Origin of the sequence: Brevundimonas goettingensis (genome assembly GCF_017487405.1) — a bacterium.
GTDB classification, from domain to species: Bacteria; Pseudomonadota; Alphaproteobacteria; order Caulobacterales; family Caulobacteraceae; genus Brevundimonas; species Brevundimonas goettingensis.
The window spans coordinates 806,870-820,940 of record NZ_CP062222.1; the positions used below are offsets into that span (position 1 = coordinate 806,870).

15 protein-coding genes are annotated in these 14,071 nt (G+C 68.2%); 11 read left to right on the forward strand and 4 right to left on the reverse strand.

Annotated features, from left to right (window positions below):
- The first annotated feature begins 7 nt into the window (after positions 1-7).
- Positions 8-532, forward strand: a complete 525-nt coding sequence (locus IFJ75_RS04020) for a hypothetical protein (protein WP_207931387.1) — start codon at positions 8-10, stop codon at positions 530-532.
- A gap of 41 nt (positions 533-573) precedes the next feature.
- On the opposite strand, the gene IFJ75_RS04025 is transcribed toward IFJ75_RS04020, so the two are convergent.
- A complete protein-coding gene (locus IFJ75_RS04025) occupies positions 574-1,023 on the reverse strand; it encodes a peptidylprolyl isomerase (RefSeq protein WP_207931388.1) in 450 nt (149 codons plus the stop codon).
- Between the two features lie 85 nt (positions 1,024-1,108).
- Here IFJ75_RS04025 and IFJ75_RS04030 point away from each other — a divergent pair, with 85 nt between their 5' ends.
- The 3 genes from IFJ75_RS04030 to IFJ75_RS04040 are packed head-to-tail and all read left to right on the forward strand — an operon-like array spanning position 1,109 to position 3,944.
- Positions 1,109-1,846: an RlmE family RNA methyltransferase gene (locus IFJ75_RS04030; RefSeq protein ID WP_207931389.1), complete on the forward strand. Its 738-nt coding sequence runs from the start codon at positions 1,109-1,111 to the stop codon at positions 1,844-1,846.
- The gene (locus IFJ75_RS04035; protein ID WP_207931390.1) at positions 1,843-2,925 is read left to right on the forward strand and encodes a DUF2332 domain-containing protein; all 1,083 of its coding nucleotides are present in this window, start codon (positions 1,843-1,845) and stop codon (positions 2,923-2,925) included. The genes IFJ75_RS04030 and IFJ75_RS04035 overlap by 4 nt, the downstream gene beginning before the upstream one ends.
- Positions 2,925-3,944 (forward strand): hypothetical protein, encoded by a 1,020-nt coding sequence (locus tag IFJ75_RS04040; RefSeq protein WP_207931391.1) that lies wholly within the window; start codon positions 2,925-2,927, stop codon positions 3,942-3,944. Before IFJ75_RS04035 ends, IFJ75_RS04040 begins: the two co-directional genes overlap by 1 nt.
- Here IFJ75_RS04040 and IFJ75_RS04045 read toward each other — a convergent pair.
- Positions 3,941-5,488 (reverse strand): cation:proton antiporter, encoded by a 1,548-nt coding sequence (locus IFJ75_RS04045; protein WP_207931392.1) that lies wholly within the window; start codon positions 5,486-5,488, stop codon positions 3,941-3,943. The genes IFJ75_RS04040 and IFJ75_RS04045 overlap by 4 nt on opposite strands.
- A 46-nt stretch (positions 5,489-5,534) precedes the next feature.
- The gene (locus IFJ75_RS04050) at positions 5,535-6,095 is read right to left on the reverse strand and encodes a DUF2061 domain-containing protein (RefSeq protein WP_207931393.1); all 561 of its coding nucleotides are present in this window, start codon (positions 6,093-6,095) and stop codon (positions 5,535-5,537) included.
- Positions 6,096-6,243: 148 nt separating this feature from the next.
- Here IFJ75_RS04050 and guaB point away from each other — a divergent pair, with 148 nt between their 5' ends.
- From guaB to IFJ75_RS04080, 6 genes are all read left to right on the forward strand, one after another.
- Complete coding sequence (gene guaB / locus IFJ75_RS04055; RefSeq protein ID WP_207931394.1) at positions 6,244-7,704, forward strand: IMP dehydrogenase; 1,461 nt, start codon at positions 6,244-6,246, stop codon at positions 7,702-7,704.
- Between the two features lie 17 nt (positions 7,705-7,721).
- Positions 7,722-8,123 carry an MAPEG family protein gene (locus IFJ75_RS04060; RefSeq protein WP_225896979.1) on the forward strand — a complete coding sequence of 134 codons (402 nt, stop codon included), beginning with the start codon at positions 7,722-7,724 and terminating at the stop codon, positions 8,121-8,123.
- 8 nt (positions 8,124-8,131) lie between these two features.
- Positions 8,132-9,541, forward strand: coding sequence for an RsmB/NOP family class I SAM-dependent RNA methyltransferase (locus IFJ75_RS04065; protein ID WP_207931395.1), 1,410 nt, complete (start codon positions 8,132-8,134; stop codon positions 9,539-9,541).
- Complete coding sequence (locus tag IFJ75_RS04070) at positions 9,538-10,245, forward strand: 5'-methylthioadenosine/S-adenosylhomocysteine nucleosidase (RefSeq protein WP_207931396.1); 708 nt, start codon at positions 9,538-9,540, stop codon at positions 10,243-10,245. Before IFJ75_RS04065 ends, IFJ75_RS04070 begins: the two co-directional genes overlap by 4 nt.
- A complete protein-coding gene (gene guaA, locus IFJ75_RS04075; RefSeq protein ID WP_207931397.1) occupies positions 10,242-11,804 on the forward strand; it encodes a glutamine-hydrolyzing GMP synthase in 1,563 nt (520 codons plus the stop codon). The genes IFJ75_RS04070 and guaA overlap by 4 nt, the downstream gene beginning before the upstream one ends.
- Before the next feature lie 343 nt (positions 11,805-12,147).
- Positions 12,148-13,347: a tyrosine-type recombinase/integrase gene (locus IFJ75_RS04080; protein ID WP_449727647.1), complete on the forward strand. Its 1,200-nt coding sequence runs from the start codon at positions 12,148-12,150 to the stop codon at positions 13,345-13,347.
- Here the strand turns inward: IFJ75_RS04080 and IFJ75_RS04085 are convergent.
- Positions 13,304-13,594, reverse strand: coding sequence for a helix-turn-helix transcriptional regulator (locus IFJ75_RS04085; RefSeq protein WP_168047914.1), 291 nt, complete (start codon positions 13,592-13,594; stop codon positions 13,304-13,306). The genes IFJ75_RS04080 and IFJ75_RS04085 overlap by 44 nt on opposite strands.
- Before the next feature lie 137 nt (positions 13,595-13,731).
- Here IFJ75_RS04085 and IFJ75_RS04090 point away from each other — a divergent pair, with 137 nt between their 5' ends.
- The gene (locus tag IFJ75_RS04090) at positions 13,732-14,067 is read left to right on the forward strand and encodes an ArsR/SmtB family transcription factor (RefSeq protein ID WP_207931399.1); all 336 of its coding nucleotides are present in this window, start codon (positions 13,732-13,734) and stop codon (positions 14,065-14,067) included.
- The last annotated feature ends 4 nt before the right edge of the window (positions 14,068-14,071 follow it).

Consider the following 14,071-nt stretch of genomic DNA (forward strand, 5'->3'; position numbering starts at 1 on the left):
GGACCTGATGAAGCGTTCCGGCGCGATCCTGCTGACGGCGCTGGCGCTCGCCGCCTGCGACGACTTCAAGCCCGCCCCGGCGGCGAAGGGGCCTGCCCCGGTCCCGGCCGCGACGACCTTCAAGCATGAGATCAGCGGCGACCTGTCGGGCTACTACATTCCCGCCGCCCCGATTTCGATCGACGGCTATCGGGTCAAGGCCCTGTTTCTGGGCCAGTCCGCCGACTTCGCGGCCTGGGAGGGCGCATCGAAGTCTGCGACCTTCGCCCCCGTCATGATCGAGTTCGAGAAGGAGGGCGCCGAGACCATTCGCGTTCTGCCGAAGACCTATGAGGTCACCGACGGCCGGGTGCGCTTCGAGGGGACCGATCCGGTTCTGGGCAATGTCGCCTTCAACGGAACGCTGGATCAGGGCGCCCTGGCCACGGCCCGCCGCAATCTGGGGGAAGAGGCGCCGGTCCTGACCGGCACGGTCCGCGCCGGAGGTTCGGCCTTCGGCAATCAGAAATTCCGCTGGTACGGCGGGGACTGAATCAAAAAAAGGGCGGGTCCTGCGACCCGCCCTTTTCAGTTTCAGGCCACGGTGGCCTTGAGGATTTTGCCCGGCTCGCGCGGCGGCTCGCCCTTGGGCAGGGCGTCGACGTTTTCCATGCCTTCGATCACCTGACCCCAGACCGTGTACTGGCGATCCAGGAAGGTGGCGTCGTCGAAGCAGATGAAGAACTGCGAGTTGGCGCTGTTCGGGTCCGAGGTGCGGGCCATGGAGCAGACGCCGCGAACGTGGGGCTCGGAGGAGAACTCCTGCTTCAGGTTCGGCTTCTTGGAGCCCGAGGTGCCGGTGCCGGTCGGGTCGCCGCCCTGGGCCATGAAGCCCGGGATCACGCGGTGGAAGACGACGCCGTCGTAGAAGCCTTCCTTGGCCAGTTCGGTGATGCGGGCGACGTGGCCGGGGGCCAGATCAGGCCGAAGCTTGATGACGACATCGCCGGTGTCGAGGGAAAGGGTCAGGGTTTCGTCGGCCATGGGCGCGCTCCTTTATTCTGGTCCGGTTCTTCTATTCCGGTCGGGGGTCATAGCCCGGGAAGTCCGTCGGGGCTATGTGGGAAGCATGAGTAAGGACGAAAAGACCCCCCCGGCGACTGAAACGCCGCCCGCGCGCCGCAAGATGGTGCGCCCGCCGACCGGCGGAACGGCCCAGGGCCGGGGCATGGGGACCCAGATCAAGACGGCGGACAAGAAGTCGATGTCCTCCATCCAGTGGATCAAGCGCCAGCTGGCCGATCCCTGGTCCGAGAAGGCGCGCGCCGAAGGCTGGCGCAGCCGGGCCGCCTTCAAATTCGCCGAGATCGACGACCGCTTCCATCTGGTGAAGCGGGGCTCGCGGGTCATCGACCTGGGCGCCGCGCCCGGCGGCTGGGTCCAGGTCTGCGTCAACCGAGGCGCAGCCTCGGTGGTCGGGGTCGACCTGCTGCCGATCGAGCCGATCCCGGGATCGACCCTGATTCAGGCCGACTTCACCGAGCCCGGCGTGGACCAGCAGCTGATCGACGCCCTCGGCGGCCCGCCCGATCTGGTCATCTCCGACATGGCCCATAACACGGTCGGCCACCGCCAGACCGACCATCTGAAGATCATCGCCCTGATCGAGATCGCGGCCGACTTCGCCATCCGGACCCTGCGTCCCGGCGGGGCCTTCGTGACCAAGAATTTCCAGGGCGGCGACGCGGGCCACGTGCTGGCCGACCTGCGCGCCCACTTCCAGGACGTGAAGTACGTCAAGCCCGAGGCCAGCCGGAAGGGCTCCTCGGAGGTCTATCTGGTGGCGCTGAACAAGCTCAAACGATGAGCGACGCCGCCGGCGAGGCCAGGGTTCGGGAGGCCTTCGCCAAACAGGCGGCGATCTGCGCCGCCGCCGGGGCGCCGTTCACCGGGCGGGTCTGCGAACTGGTCGGGGCGCGTCTGGACCGGTCGGGACCGATCGGGCGGCGGGTGCTGGACTGGCCCGGCAATCCCTCGCATGAGGGCGACGCCCTGCCGCTGCGGTTCTGCGGCGGCCTGCATGATCTGGCACGGTCGGGCGTCGATCCGGCCCTGAGCGCGATCTACCCGCCGAACACCGCGCCCGAAGACGATAACGCGGTCTGGGCCGTGATCGCCGAGGCGATCGCGACGCACGCTCAAGCGCTCGATCCCTGGCTGGACGGCCCGCCCCAGACCAATGAGGTCGGGCGGTCGGCGGGGCTGATGGCCGGGTTGCTGGCGCTGGCGGACCGGTTCGGCCTGCCGTTCGACCTCTATGAGCTGGGCGCCAGCGCCGGGCTGAACAGTTTGCTGGACCGCTATGGCTACGACCTCGGCGGGACCCGGGTCGGCGATCCGGCCTCGCCGGTGCAGCTGAAGCCGGTCTGGACCGGGGCGGCGCCGCCTTCGGCCGAGGTGCGGGTGATCTCGCGTCAGGCCGTGGACCGCCATCCGCTGGACGTGACCGATCCCGCGACCCGACGGACCCTGTCGGCCTATGTCTGGACCGATCAGCGAGACCGGCTGGCCCGGCTCAATGCGGCGCTGGACCTGGCCGTCCAGACACCGCCGGAGATCGCGACCGCCGACGCCGCCGACTGGCTGGAGGCGCGGCTGTCGCTTGAACCGGCTCCAGGCGTCTGCCGCGTGGTGATGCACACCATCGCCTTCCAGTATTTCCCGCTCGAGGCCCAAGCCCGCATCCGCGCCCATATGGCCGCCGTCGGGGCGCGGGCGACGGCGGAGGCGCCGCTCGCCTGGCTGACCTTCGAGGCCGAGGAGGACGGTTTCGAGCGCCGTCCCATGCTGCGCCTGCGGACCTGGCCGGGTCAGGAGGAAGCGGTTGCGCTCGCGCGAGGCCAGCCCCATGGTGCACGCTATGATTGGGTGGCCGGGGGTGCGTGATGAAGCGGATACTCGCCGTTGTCCTGGCCGTCGCCGGCGTCCCGCTTCAGGCGGCGGCTGCTGACCCCACGGTGACGCCCATCAGCGCCGTGCAGGGGCGGCCGCTGGCCGAGGTCCTGACCCGGCTCGGCGCGACCCGCGATCCGGCGCCGGCGGTCACGCTGCAGACCGCCGAGGGGCGGATGGACCTCTATCCCGTCGAAGAGCTGATGCCGCCGACGCCCGAGCAACATTCCTGCGGGGTGCGGCTGACCAGCCCCGACGCCTCCTGGGCGATCGCGGCCGCCTATGCCATGGTGCGAAACGGTGAGGTGATCGGCTGGATCAATCCGCCACGAATCCACGACCGTGTCCGCGGGCCCGGAGAGGACCGGTCCGCCTATATCCGTGCGACCATCGTCGAGGGGCACGATCCTGTTCTTTCAGTCACGCCCGGCCGTCTGCCCCTGTCCGATGCGGACGGCTTTCTGCGGCGCCGGCCGGATATGATCGTGCCCGCGGACGCCGTCCTGACGCACGCCTGCCAGCCTCTGCCGCCCCTGCCACCCCTGCCGACGATCAACCGGGGACGCAGGCGCCCGGCGAGCTTCGACAGGGCCGGCCTGATCCAGGGACTGTTCCTGCTGCCCTTCGCCTGGCAACTGCCGGCCCTGAATGCGGAACGGCGCGAGGCCCTGGTCGCCGGCCCGGCACTGTACGGCCGGATGCAGCTGGGGCAGGTCCTGCCCGGCGGCGGACAGGGCTTTGCGCGAGCGAACCGGGGCGTGCGCCGCTACGCCGATGCGGTCGATCCGGGCTATGAGGTCCTGGCCATCAATCTGGGGGATGAGCCCAGCAACAACCTGTCTCGGCAAAACCGGGCGGCCCTGATCGGGGTTCGCGACGGGCGGGTGGTCTGGCTTGCCGACGGCAAGGCGGCGGCCGGGCTCCGTCTGGTCAGCGCCCTGTGCATCAACGCCGAGAGGCGAAGCGTGGCCTACCGGTCCGGCTGCACCGACTTCGGTTTCTACAGCCCCTAGCGCACCACCGGCGTCCAGCTGAGCTCGTAGCGGTCGAGTTCTTCCTCGATCTGGTAGTAGGCGGCCTCGCCGATCTCGCCCGAGGTCCGCAGGGCCATGAGGGCGTCTCGCTTGGTGGTCAGCAGGTCGTCGCGGATCTGGTCGGACTCCAGTTCGACCCGGCCCTCGTCGGCGTCGGCGCTCATGACGGCGTCCAGCCGCTCGTCGTACTCGTCCTTCAGACGGTCGGCGACGCGGCCCTTGCAACCCTTGAGGTGGTCGACGGCGGCCTGGGTCACGACTTGGCGGGCGTGTTTGATCTCGCGCTCCAGCAGGCCGTCGTCCTCGACGCGCAGCAGTTTGATCAAGGGGCCCAAGGTCAGGCCCTGAACCACCAGCGTGCCCATCACCACGGCGAAGGTGGCCAGCAGCAGCAGGTCGCGGTGCGGGAAATTCATCGGCAGGGCGTACGCGGCGGCCAGGCTGACCACGCCGCGCATTCCGGCCCAGCCGATGATCACGCCGCTGGCCGGGGTCGGCGGGCTGACCCCCTCCGGCAGGTTGACGCCGAACCAGTGGTTCTTGAGGCGCAGGAAGGTGTTGTAGCCCATGACCCAGACCAGACGCGCGAGGACGGCGACGATCAGGACGGCGACGGCGAACAGGGCGTATTCGCCGCGCTGGGCCGGCTCCAGCCCTCGCCAGATGGGGCCGATCTGCAGGCCGACGAGGGCGAAGGCCATGGCGTTCAGGGCGAAGACGACCGTGTCCCAGACCGTATAGGCCGGAGCGCGGATGGTCGCCGCGTTGCGGGCCGCCAGCCGGGCGATGGTCAGGCCGTAGACCACCACGGTGACGATGGCCGACAGGCCCAGCTTCTCCGCCGCGATCCACAGGCCGAAGGTGCCGATGAACTGGATCAGGATGGCGGCCGGGGCGTCGGTGATGCCGCGCGTCAGCCGGGTGGTGATCCAGGCCACGGCCATGGCGAAGACGACGCTGCCGACCAGGGCCCAGACGATGGTCGCGGCCAGCCCCCAGCCCACGGCCATCCCGCCGAGCGCCGCGGTCAGCGCCAGCCGGTAGGTCAGCAGCGAGCTGGCGTCGTTGAACAGGCTCTCGCCCTCGAGGATGGTGCGGATCCGGTAGGGGACGGGCACGGCGCGCAGGACGGCGGTGGCGGCGGCCGCATCCGGCGGGGCGACGATGGCGCCGAGCGCGATCGCCACCGCCCAGCCCATCTCGGGCTCCAGATGACGCGCGGTCAGGGCCACAGCGACGACGGTGATGCCGACGGCGGCCAAACTCATGAGGGTGATGGGCACGATGTTGCGCTTCAGGTCGCGCGGCGAGCTGTCGAACGAGGAATCCAGCAGGATCGGGGCCACGAACAGGGCCAGGACCAGTTCGGGGTCGAGGGTCATCTCGGGCGCGAAGGGCAGGAAGGCCACGGCCGCGCCGCCCAGGGCGAGGAAGGGCGGGAAGGGCGCCTTTAGCCTGCGCGCGACCAGCGACAGCAGGACCGCGCCCAGCAGGACCGCCAGAATCGTCTCGAAGGCGTGCATGTCGCACCATAACGCCGGACGCAGCGTTTGGCAGCGCGGTGTTCGATCAGGCGGCCTGACTGTCCGGGGCGGCCGGAGCCTGACGGCGGGCGCGGTTCGCCTCGATACGGCTCCAGATCCGGTCGTGGATGGCGAAGAAGCCGGTCTGGACGAATGGCTCCAGCGTACCGATGGTCAGGGCGATGCGGATGTCGCGGGTCAGGGCGAAGGCGACGCTGACCGCGACGGTGAAATGCATGACGCCATAGGTGACGGTCTTCAGCGCGACCCGGCCCAGCGAGCGGGGCAGGGCGTGGCTGTGCCCATGATGTCCGTGGCTGCGGGTTTGCTCTTTCGGGTCCATGAGATCGAGCCGGGCGCCCACGGCCTCGACCGTCTCCTCGGGCAGGGAAAGGGTCTTGCGGCGCTCGATCCGGTGCCAGACGCGGTCGTGGATCGAATAGGCGACGGTCTGGAACAGGGGCTCCACCACCCCCACCGCGAGTGCCAGCCGCCAGTCGCGGGTGATGGCGAAGGCCACCAGGATCGCGACGACCAGATGCATGATCCCGTAACTGGCGATCTTGAGCGCGAGGCGGCGGACGGACTGGACGATGGCTTGAACCATGTCGTCTAAATGAGAATGGTTCTCAGAAGTTGCAAGGGGCGAACGGCGTCCAGCGATAAACCTTTGTGACGTTCCGCTTCAGGCGCCGCGAGACAGTTGACTTCGCACCCGCGAAAGAGGATAGGCGGCCCGCAAAACGGAGACTCCCATGGAGATTCGCGAAGGCCTTACCTTCGACGATGTTTTGCTTGAACCCGGCCCGTCCGAGACCATGCCCGCAGACGCGGATGTCTCGACACGGCTGACACGCGACATCCGACTGAACATCCCGCTCGCCTCCTCGGCGATGGACACCGTGACCGAGAGCCGTCTGGCGATCGCCATGGCGCAGGCTGGCGGTCTGGGCGTGCTTCACCGCAACATGACCATCGCCGAACAGGCCGATCAGGTCCGGCAGGTGAAGCGCTATGAAAGCGGCATGGTCATCAACCCGGTGACCATCCATCCGGACACGACCCTGGGCGAGATCCGCGCCATCGTCGCCGAGCGCAAGATTTCGGGCTTCCCGGTGGTCGATCCGGCCTCGGGCAAGCTGGTCGGCATCCTTACCAACCGCGACATGCGGTTCGACACCGATCCGACCCGCAAGGCGGCCGAACTGATGACCCAGGGCGACCTGATCACGGTGCGCGAAGGCGCCGGCCGTGACGAGGCGAGGGCGCTGCTGCGGGACCGCAAGATCGAACGCGTCATCGTCGTCGACGAGGCCTATCGCGCCACCGGCCTGATCACGATGAAGGACATCGAGAAGGCTCAGGCCCACCCCAACGCCGCCAAGGACGATCAGGGCCGGCTGCTGGTCGGCGCCGCCTCGACCGTCGGCGACGCCGGTTACGAGCGGGCCATGGCCCTGGCCGACGCCGGCTGCGACGTGGTGGTGATCGACACCGCCCACGGCCACTCGGCCCAGGTGTCGCGCGTGGTCGAGCGCATCAAGCGTGAGAACAACCGGCTGCAGATCGTGGCGGGCAATATCGCCACCTATGACGCCGCGCGCGCCCTGATCGACGCCGGCGCCGACGCCGTGAAGGTGGGGATCGGCCCGGGCAGCATCTGCACCACCCGCATCGTCGCGGGCGTGGGCGTGCCCCAGCTGACCGCCATCATCGACGCCGTTCGCGCGGCCAAGGAGAGCGGCACGCCGGTCATCGCCGACGGCGGGATCAAATATTCGGGCGATCTGGCCAAGGCCATCGCGGCGGGCGCCTCGGTCGCCATGATGGGTTCGATGTTCGCCGGCACGGACGAAAGCCCGGGCGAGGTCTTCCTGTACCAGGGCCGCAGCTACAAGTCGTACCGCGGCATGGGCTCGGTCGGGGCCATGGGCGCCGGCTCGGCCGACCGCTACTTCCAGAAGGACGTCCAGGACACCCAGAAGCTGGTGCCCGAGGGCATTGAGGGCCAGACCCCTTACAAGGGGCCGATCTCGCCGGTGCTGCACCAGATGGTCGGGGGGCTGCGCGCCGCCATGGGCTATGTGGGCGCGCCCAGCATCGCCGAGTTCCAGGAACGCGCCCGCTTCGTGCGCATCACCGGGGCGGGATTGCGCGAGAGCCACGTCCATGACGTCATGATCACGCGGGAAGCGCCGAACTACCGGCAGGGCTGATCCCGGGGGAAACGACCATGGACATGACGCCCGAGTTCATCGCACTGGCCTTCGTTCTGATCCTGGCCATCCTGCAGATTTCCGCTGCCGCCATCGCGCGGACGGCGGAGCTGGGGGCCAAATGGAACGCGGGGCCGCGCGATGAGGCCGTTCCGCCGCCGGGCAAGCTGGCCGGTCGTCTGATGAGGGCCCAGGCCAATCTGTTCGAAACCCTGCCGCTGTTCGCCGCCGCCGTAATCATGGCCCATGTGGCCGGTAAGGACGGCGGTGCGCTCACCCTGTGGGGTACGCACCTCTATCTCCTCGCCCGCGTCCTGTACGTGCCACTCTACGCCTTCGGCGTGACCGGCCTGCGCTCGCTGGCCTTCATCGTCTCGCTGGCCGGATTGATCATGGTCATCTGGGCCCTCTTCGTCTGAAAGCTTAAGTGACCCCAGCCGCTCGTCTCGCCGCCGCCGCCTCCGTCCTAGACTCCATCGCCCAGGGCCGCCAACCGGCCGAGGCCGTGCTCAAGGCCTGGGGGACCGAGAACCGCTACGCCGGCTCCAAGGATCGTCGCGCCGTCGCCGACCGGGTCTATCGCGTGCTGCGCGCCCGGGGCCGTCTGGTCTGGGCCATGGGCGGGCGCGAGGACGGCCGGGCCCTGGTCATCGGCTCGCTGAGCCTGATCGACGGCCTATCGCTGGAAGAGATCGAAGCCCTGCATATGGGCGACGGCTATGGCCCCAAGCCCCTGTCGAAGCAGGAGCGCAGCCGCCTTACCGCCACGACCGATGAACTGCCCGGCTGGGTTGCGGCGGGTCTGCCCGAGTTCGTGATGGAGGACTTCAAGTCCACCTATGGCGACGGCTGGGCGGAAGAGGCGAAAGCCCTGATGGTCCCGCGTGCGCCCATCGACCTGCGCGTCAACGCCGCCAAGGCCACGGTCGCCGACGTCGAGGCCGAGCTGCGCGCGGCCGGTCTGGAGCCGCAGCGAACGCCCTGGTCCGCCTGGGGTCTGCGCCTGTCGGCCGAGCCGCCGCCCAACGTCCAGGCGCTGGAGGCCTTCAAGGCGGGCCGGATCGAGATTCAGGACGAGGGCAGCCAGATCATCTGCTGGCTGGCGGGCGTCGAGCCGGGCATGACCGTCGTCGACTATTGCGCCGGGGGCGGGGGCAAGACCCTCGGCCTGGCCATGCAGATGCGCGCCGCGACGGGCCTGCAGCCGACCGCACCGGAAGAGCCGGCCAAGGTCTGGACGCCGACCGGCTGGGTCGAGGCGCCCAAGGGCAAGGCCGCGACGGTGGTCCGCACCGACGGCAAGCTGGTCGCCTATGACGTGGTCCAGAAGCGGCTCGACAACATCAAGCCCCGCCTGCAGCGCGCGGGCGTCGCGGCGGAACTGCACCAGCTCGGCCCCAACGGCGGCGGGGTCGAGGACATGGTCGGCCAGGCCGATGTGGTTCTGGTCGATGCGCCCTGTACGGGTTCGGGCACCTGGCGTCGTCGCCCCGAGGACGCCTGGCGGCTGACGCCCGAGGACGTCGACCGGATGCAGGGCCTGCAGACCGCCATCGTCGCGCGGGCGGCCAAGCTCCTCAAGCCCGGCGGGCGTCTGGTCTATGCCACCTGTTCGATGCTGACGGCCGAGAACGAGGTCAGCGTGGCGGCCTTCGAGGAGGACCACCCCGGCTTCCGCCCGGTGGCCATCGCCGAGGCCCTGAACAACGCCAACTTCACCGAGGCGGGCCGCGAGAAGCTGGCCGAACTGGCGACAGGCGGACATCGCCTGCGTCTGTCGCCCGCCACCGCCGGCACTGACGGCTTCTTCGCCGCCGTCTACGAGAAGGCGCAATGAGCCAAGCCTGGCGACTGGAGCGATACGGCGACGTCTCGGTCCTCTACGTTATGGCGGCGCCGGCGGAGTACGGCGTCCATCTGCAGGCGCGGATCCTGCCTCTGATGACCGGCATCGGTCCGGTGGAGGGCGCGGTCGCCCTGACCGCCGCCCTGGCCCGGCTGGCGGCGTCGGACTGCCTGCCGGACCTGATCGTGTCCCTCGGTTCCTGCGGGTCTCGCGAACTGGAGCATGCGGCGGTCTATCAGGCTTCATCGGTCGGCTATCGCGACATGGACGCCAGTCCGCTGGGCTTCCCGAAAGGGATCACGCCGCTGCTGGATCTGCCGGCCATCCTTGACCTGCCGTGCCCGATCCCCGGCGTGCCGACCGCGACCCTGTCGACGGGGGGAGGGGTCGTTTCCGGCGCCGCCTATGACCTCATCGAGGCGCAGATGGTCGATATGGAGACCTTCGCCCTGCTGCGTTCGGCCCAGACCTTCGGCGTGCCCCTGGTCGCCCTGCGCGGCGTCTCGGACGGCAAGGCCGAGCTGAAGGCGCTCGAGGACTGGACCTCGACCCTGCACCATGTCGACGAGAACCTGGCGGCGGCGCTGGACGCCCTGATCCCGGTTCTGACCGAACGCGGCCTTTCAGCGCTTGATATCGCCGCCTCAGGCGGCCAAGTCCCCACCCAATCGCTCGCCCCGGATTCGACCTCATGACCCAGACTACCGACCACCAGAAGGTCCTCATCGTCGACTTCGGCAGCCAGGTGACCCAGCTGATCGCCCGGCGCCTGCGCGAGGCCAGCGTCTATTGCGAGATCCATCCGTTCCAGAAGGCCGAGGCGGCGCTTCAGGCGATGAAGCCGGCGGCGATCATCCTGTCGGGCGGCCCCGAGAGCGTGCACGAGGAGGGCAGCCCCCGCGCGCCGCAGGGCGTGTTCGAGGCGGGCGTGCCGGTGCTGGGCATCTGCTACGGCGAGATGACCATGTGCGAACAGCTGGGCGGCAAGGTCGAGGGCGGCCACACCCGCGAGTTCGGCCGCGCCGAGATCACCGTCGAGAAGGCCTCGCCCCTGCTGGCCGACCTGGCCCCGGTGGGCGAGGAAGAGACCGTCTGGATGAGCCACGGCGACAAGATCGTCGCGATCCCGCAGGGCTTCGACGTCGTCGCCTCCTCGGCCGGCTCGCCCTATGCGGTGATCGCCGATGAGACCCGCCGCTTCTATGGCGTGCAGTTCCACCCCGAGGTGATGCACACCCCGCGCGGCCATCAGATGTTGAAGAACTTCACCCACGGCATCGCCGGGCTGAAGGGCGACTGGACCATGGCCGCCTATCGCGACGAGAAGATCGCCCAAATCCGCGAACAGGTCGGCTCGGCCAAGGTCATCTGCGGCCTGTCGGGCGGGGTCGACTCATCGGTGGCGGCGGTGCTGATTCACGAAGCCATCGGCGACCAGCTGACCTGCGTCTTCGTCGACACCGGCCTGCTGCGCAAGGACGAGGCGAAACAGGTCACCACGCTCTTCCGTGAGCACTACAACATCCCCCTGATCCACGTTGATGCGTCGAAGGAATTCCTCGGCGAACTGGCGGGTCAGTCGGACCCCGAGACCAAGCGCAAGACCATCGGCCGCGTCTTCATCGAGATCTTCGATCGCGAAGCCTCGAAGATCGAAGGCGCCGAGTTCCTGGCCCAGGGTACCCTCTATCCGGACGTGATCGAGAGCGTGTCCTCGTCGTCGGGCAAGGCCCACGTCATCAAGAGCCACCACAATGTCGGGGGCCTGCCGGACTATATGAAGCTGAAGTTGGTCGAGCCGCTGCGCGAGCTGTTCAAGGACGAGGTCCGGGCCCTGGGCCGCGAGCTGGGCCTGACCGACGCCTTCGTGGGCCGCCACCCCTTCCCGGGGCCGGGCCTGGCCATTCGCATCCCCGGCGAGATCACGCCGGAGGCCGTGGCGACCCTGCAGGAAGCCGACGCCATCTACCTCGACGAGATCCGCAAGGCGGGCCTCTATGACAAGATCTGGCAGGCCTTCGCCGTCCTGCTGCCGGTCAAGACGGTCGGCGTCATGGGCGACGCCCGCACCTATGAGAAGGTGCTGGCCCTGCGCGCGGTCTCTTCGACCGACGGCATGACCGCCGACTTTTTCGAGTTCCCGTGGGATGTGCTGGGCAAATGCGCGACACGCATCGTCAACGAGGTCCGTGGCGTCAACCGCGTCGTCTACGACGTGACGTCCAAGCCGCCCGGCACCATCGAGTGGGAATGATTCAGGGCATTCTGAATCTTTCCGGAGCGCTTCCGAAAGTTGCTCTAAAACACTGACTTATAAGATAAATGCTTTCGCAGCCTCTCGATACCTTTCGAGGGGCTGCTTTCGTTCGCGTCGGTCGCTCTGACGGTCCCGCCGCCATTGCCCGGCGGGACTCCGCTCCATACCGTCAGAGGCCCGACGGGGTCCTGACGGTCTTTTTTCGAGCCAAGCTACGGATTTGGCAAAGGAAAATGATCTCGAAAGACCTCGAAAGCGCCTGACGGTCTTTTGGAGTCAAAACGGCATGCTTACCGACGCCGCATTGCGAAATATTCGCCCGAAATCAAAGCCTTATAAAATGACCGACAGGGACGGTCTGTACCTTCTGATTTCGCCCAAGGGCGGCATCGCCTTCAAGTACGACTACCGCTTCAACGGGCGGCGGGAATCCGTCACCCTCGGCGCCTATGGACCGGCCGGCCTGTCCCTCGCGAAGGCGCGGGAGAAGGTCATCGACGCCAAGCGGATGATCGCGGAAGGCGTTTCACCCGCGCTCGAGAAGCAGCGGGCCAAACGGCGCATGCAGCACGCCCGAAGCTTCGAGCATGTGGCCCAGCGATGGATGGACCATGCGCCCATGGCGGACAGCACCCGCAACATGCGGCGGTCCATCTTCAACCGGGAAATCCTGCCGCAATGGCGCAACCGGCTGCTGAACGAGATCACGCCCAACGACCTTCGCGCCCACTGCAAGACCATCGTCGAGCGGGGCGCGCCGGCGACGGCCGTCCACGTTCGCGACATCGTCAAACAGATCTACGCCTACGCCATCCTGCACGGCGAGAAGATCGACAATCCGGCCGACGGGGTCGGGCCGGCCTCGATCGCCACCTTCCGAGCGCGTGACCGGTCGCTGTCGCCGACCGAGATCCGGATCGCTCTGAACCTGCTGGGGGAGGTGGCGACCCTGCCAACCATCCGCCTCGGCCTGAAGTTCATCCTGCTGAGCATGGTCCGGAAGAGCGAGCTCCAGGACGGGGTCTGGGACGAGGTGGATTTCGCCAACGCCGTCTGGTCGATCCCCAAGGAGCGGATGAAGCGGTCGCGGCCGCACAACGTCTACCTCTCGACCCAGATGCTCGACATCCTGATCGCGCTGAAGACCTGCGCCGGCAACTCCCGCTACATCCTGCCGTCGCGCTATGACGCCGACGCGCCGATGTCGCGGGCGACCTTCAACCGGGTGACCTCGGCGATCGCCGAACGGGCACGTGAGCGGGACCTGCCGTTGGAGCCCTTCACGGTCCACGACCTGCGGCGGACCGCTTCGACCCTTCTGCACGAGATGGGCTTCAACTCAGACTGGATCGAGAAATGCCTCGCCCACGAGGAGCGATCGTCGCGCGGCGTCTACAACAAGGCCGAGTTCGAGGCCCAGCGTCGGCACATGGCCCAAGAGTGGTCGAACGCGGTGGACGCCTGGGAGGCGGGGCGAGCGTTCACGCCCGTGCTCGTCATCCCGGAAACGGCCGGTCCTCGCTTCGATCCGCGGCTCTGACAGGTCGGGTGATCCGCTTGCGGACGTCGGGCGGCGGCGCCCGGCGGATGGGCTTGGCCCGGCGAAGCGCCAGCCAGGCCTCGACCTCGGCGAGGTCCCAGACGACACAGCGCGGCGTCAGCAGGAATCGGCGAGGAAACTGTCCGCGCTGTTCCATCTCCCAGATGGTGCTGTCGGCTAGCGGCACCATCTGACGGAGCTGCGGCTTCTTGATCGTGCGCCTCAGCGGTGGGTCGGCCTGGGCCATCGAGTCTCTCCACGTTGCTGTGGGGAATCGAACTCGAAAGACTGCGGAAGGCCTAGCCGCAACCTCTCCACCGTAGGCTTACGGCGCACATGGGCGAGGGGGGTTGAACATTTCCATAGTTCGACTAATTTGGAACTATGGAAACCGAAGCCTCGATTCTCGCTCTCGCCGCCCTGGCGCAATCGACCCGGCTGGAGGCGTTTCGCCTTCTCGTGCGTCACGAACCCGATGGTTTGCCGGCCGGTGACATCTCCAACCATCTGGCGATTCCGGCCAACACCCTGTCGTCCCATCTCGGCGTCCTGGCCCGCGCGGGGTTGATCAAGTCGGAGCGGCGCAGCCGGTCGATCATCTACCGGGCCGACCTGGACCAGTTCCGTGACCTGGTCCTGTTCCTGCTCAAGGACTGCTGCGGCGGAAGGGCGGACCTGTGTGAGCCCCTGCTGGCTGAACTCGCGCCCTGCTGCCCCTGAGGAT

Coding starts and splice junctions, on each gene's coding strand:
- IFJ75_RS04020 (WP_207931387.1), top strand. CDS start 8: ATGAAGCGTTCCGGCGCGATCCTGCTGACGGCGCTGGCGCTCGCCGCC.
- IFJ75_RS04025 (WP_207931388.1), bottom strand. CDS start 1,023: ATGGCCGACGAAACCCTGACCCTTTCCCTCGACACCGGCGATGTCGTC.
- IFJ75_RS04030 (WP_207931389.1), top strand. CDS start 1,109: ATGAGTAAGGACGAAAAGACCCCCCCGGCGACTGAAACGCCGCCCGCG.
- IFJ75_RS04035 (WP_207931390.1), top strand. CDS start 1,843: ATGAGCGACGCCGCCGGCGAGGCCAGGGTTCGGGAGGCCTTCGCCAAA.
- IFJ75_RS04040 (WP_207931391.1), top strand. CDS start 2,925: ATGAAGCGGATACTCGCCGTTGTCCTGGCCGTCGCCGGCGTCCCGCTT.
- IFJ75_RS04045 (WP_207931392.1), bottom strand. CDS start 5,488: ATGCACGCCTTCGAGACGATTCTGGCGGTCCTGCTGGGCGCGGTCCTG.
- IFJ75_RS04050 (WP_207931393.1), bottom strand. CDS start 6,095: ATGGTTCAAGCCATCGTCCAGTCCGTCCGCCGCCTCGCGCTCAAGATC.
- guaB (WP_207931394.1), top strand. CDS start 6,244: ATGGAGATTCGCGAAGGCCTTACCTTCGACGATGTTTTGCTTGAACCC.
- IFJ75_RS04060 (WP_225896979.1), top strand. CDS start 7,722: ATGGACATGACGCCCGAGTTCATCGCACTGGCCTTCGTTCTGATCCTG.
- IFJ75_RS04070 (WP_207931396.1), top strand. CDS start 9,538: ATGAGCCAAGCCTGGCGACTGGAGCGATACGGCGACGTCTCGGTCCTC.
- guaA (WP_207931397.1), top strand. CDS start 10,242: ATGACCCAGACTACCGACCACCAGAAGGTCCTCATCGTCGACTTCGGC.
- IFJ75_RS04080 (WP_449727647.1), top strand. CDS start 12,148: ATGACCGACAGGGACGGTCTGTACCTTCTGATTTCGCCCAAGGGCGGC.
- IFJ75_RS04085 (WP_168047914.1), bottom strand. CDS start 13,594: ATGGCCCAGGCCGACCCACCGCTGAGGCGCACGATCAAGAAGCCGCAG.
- IFJ75_RS04090 (WP_207931399.1), top strand. CDS start 13,732: ATGGAAACCGAAGCCTCGATTCTCGCTCTCGCCGCCCTGGCGCAATCG.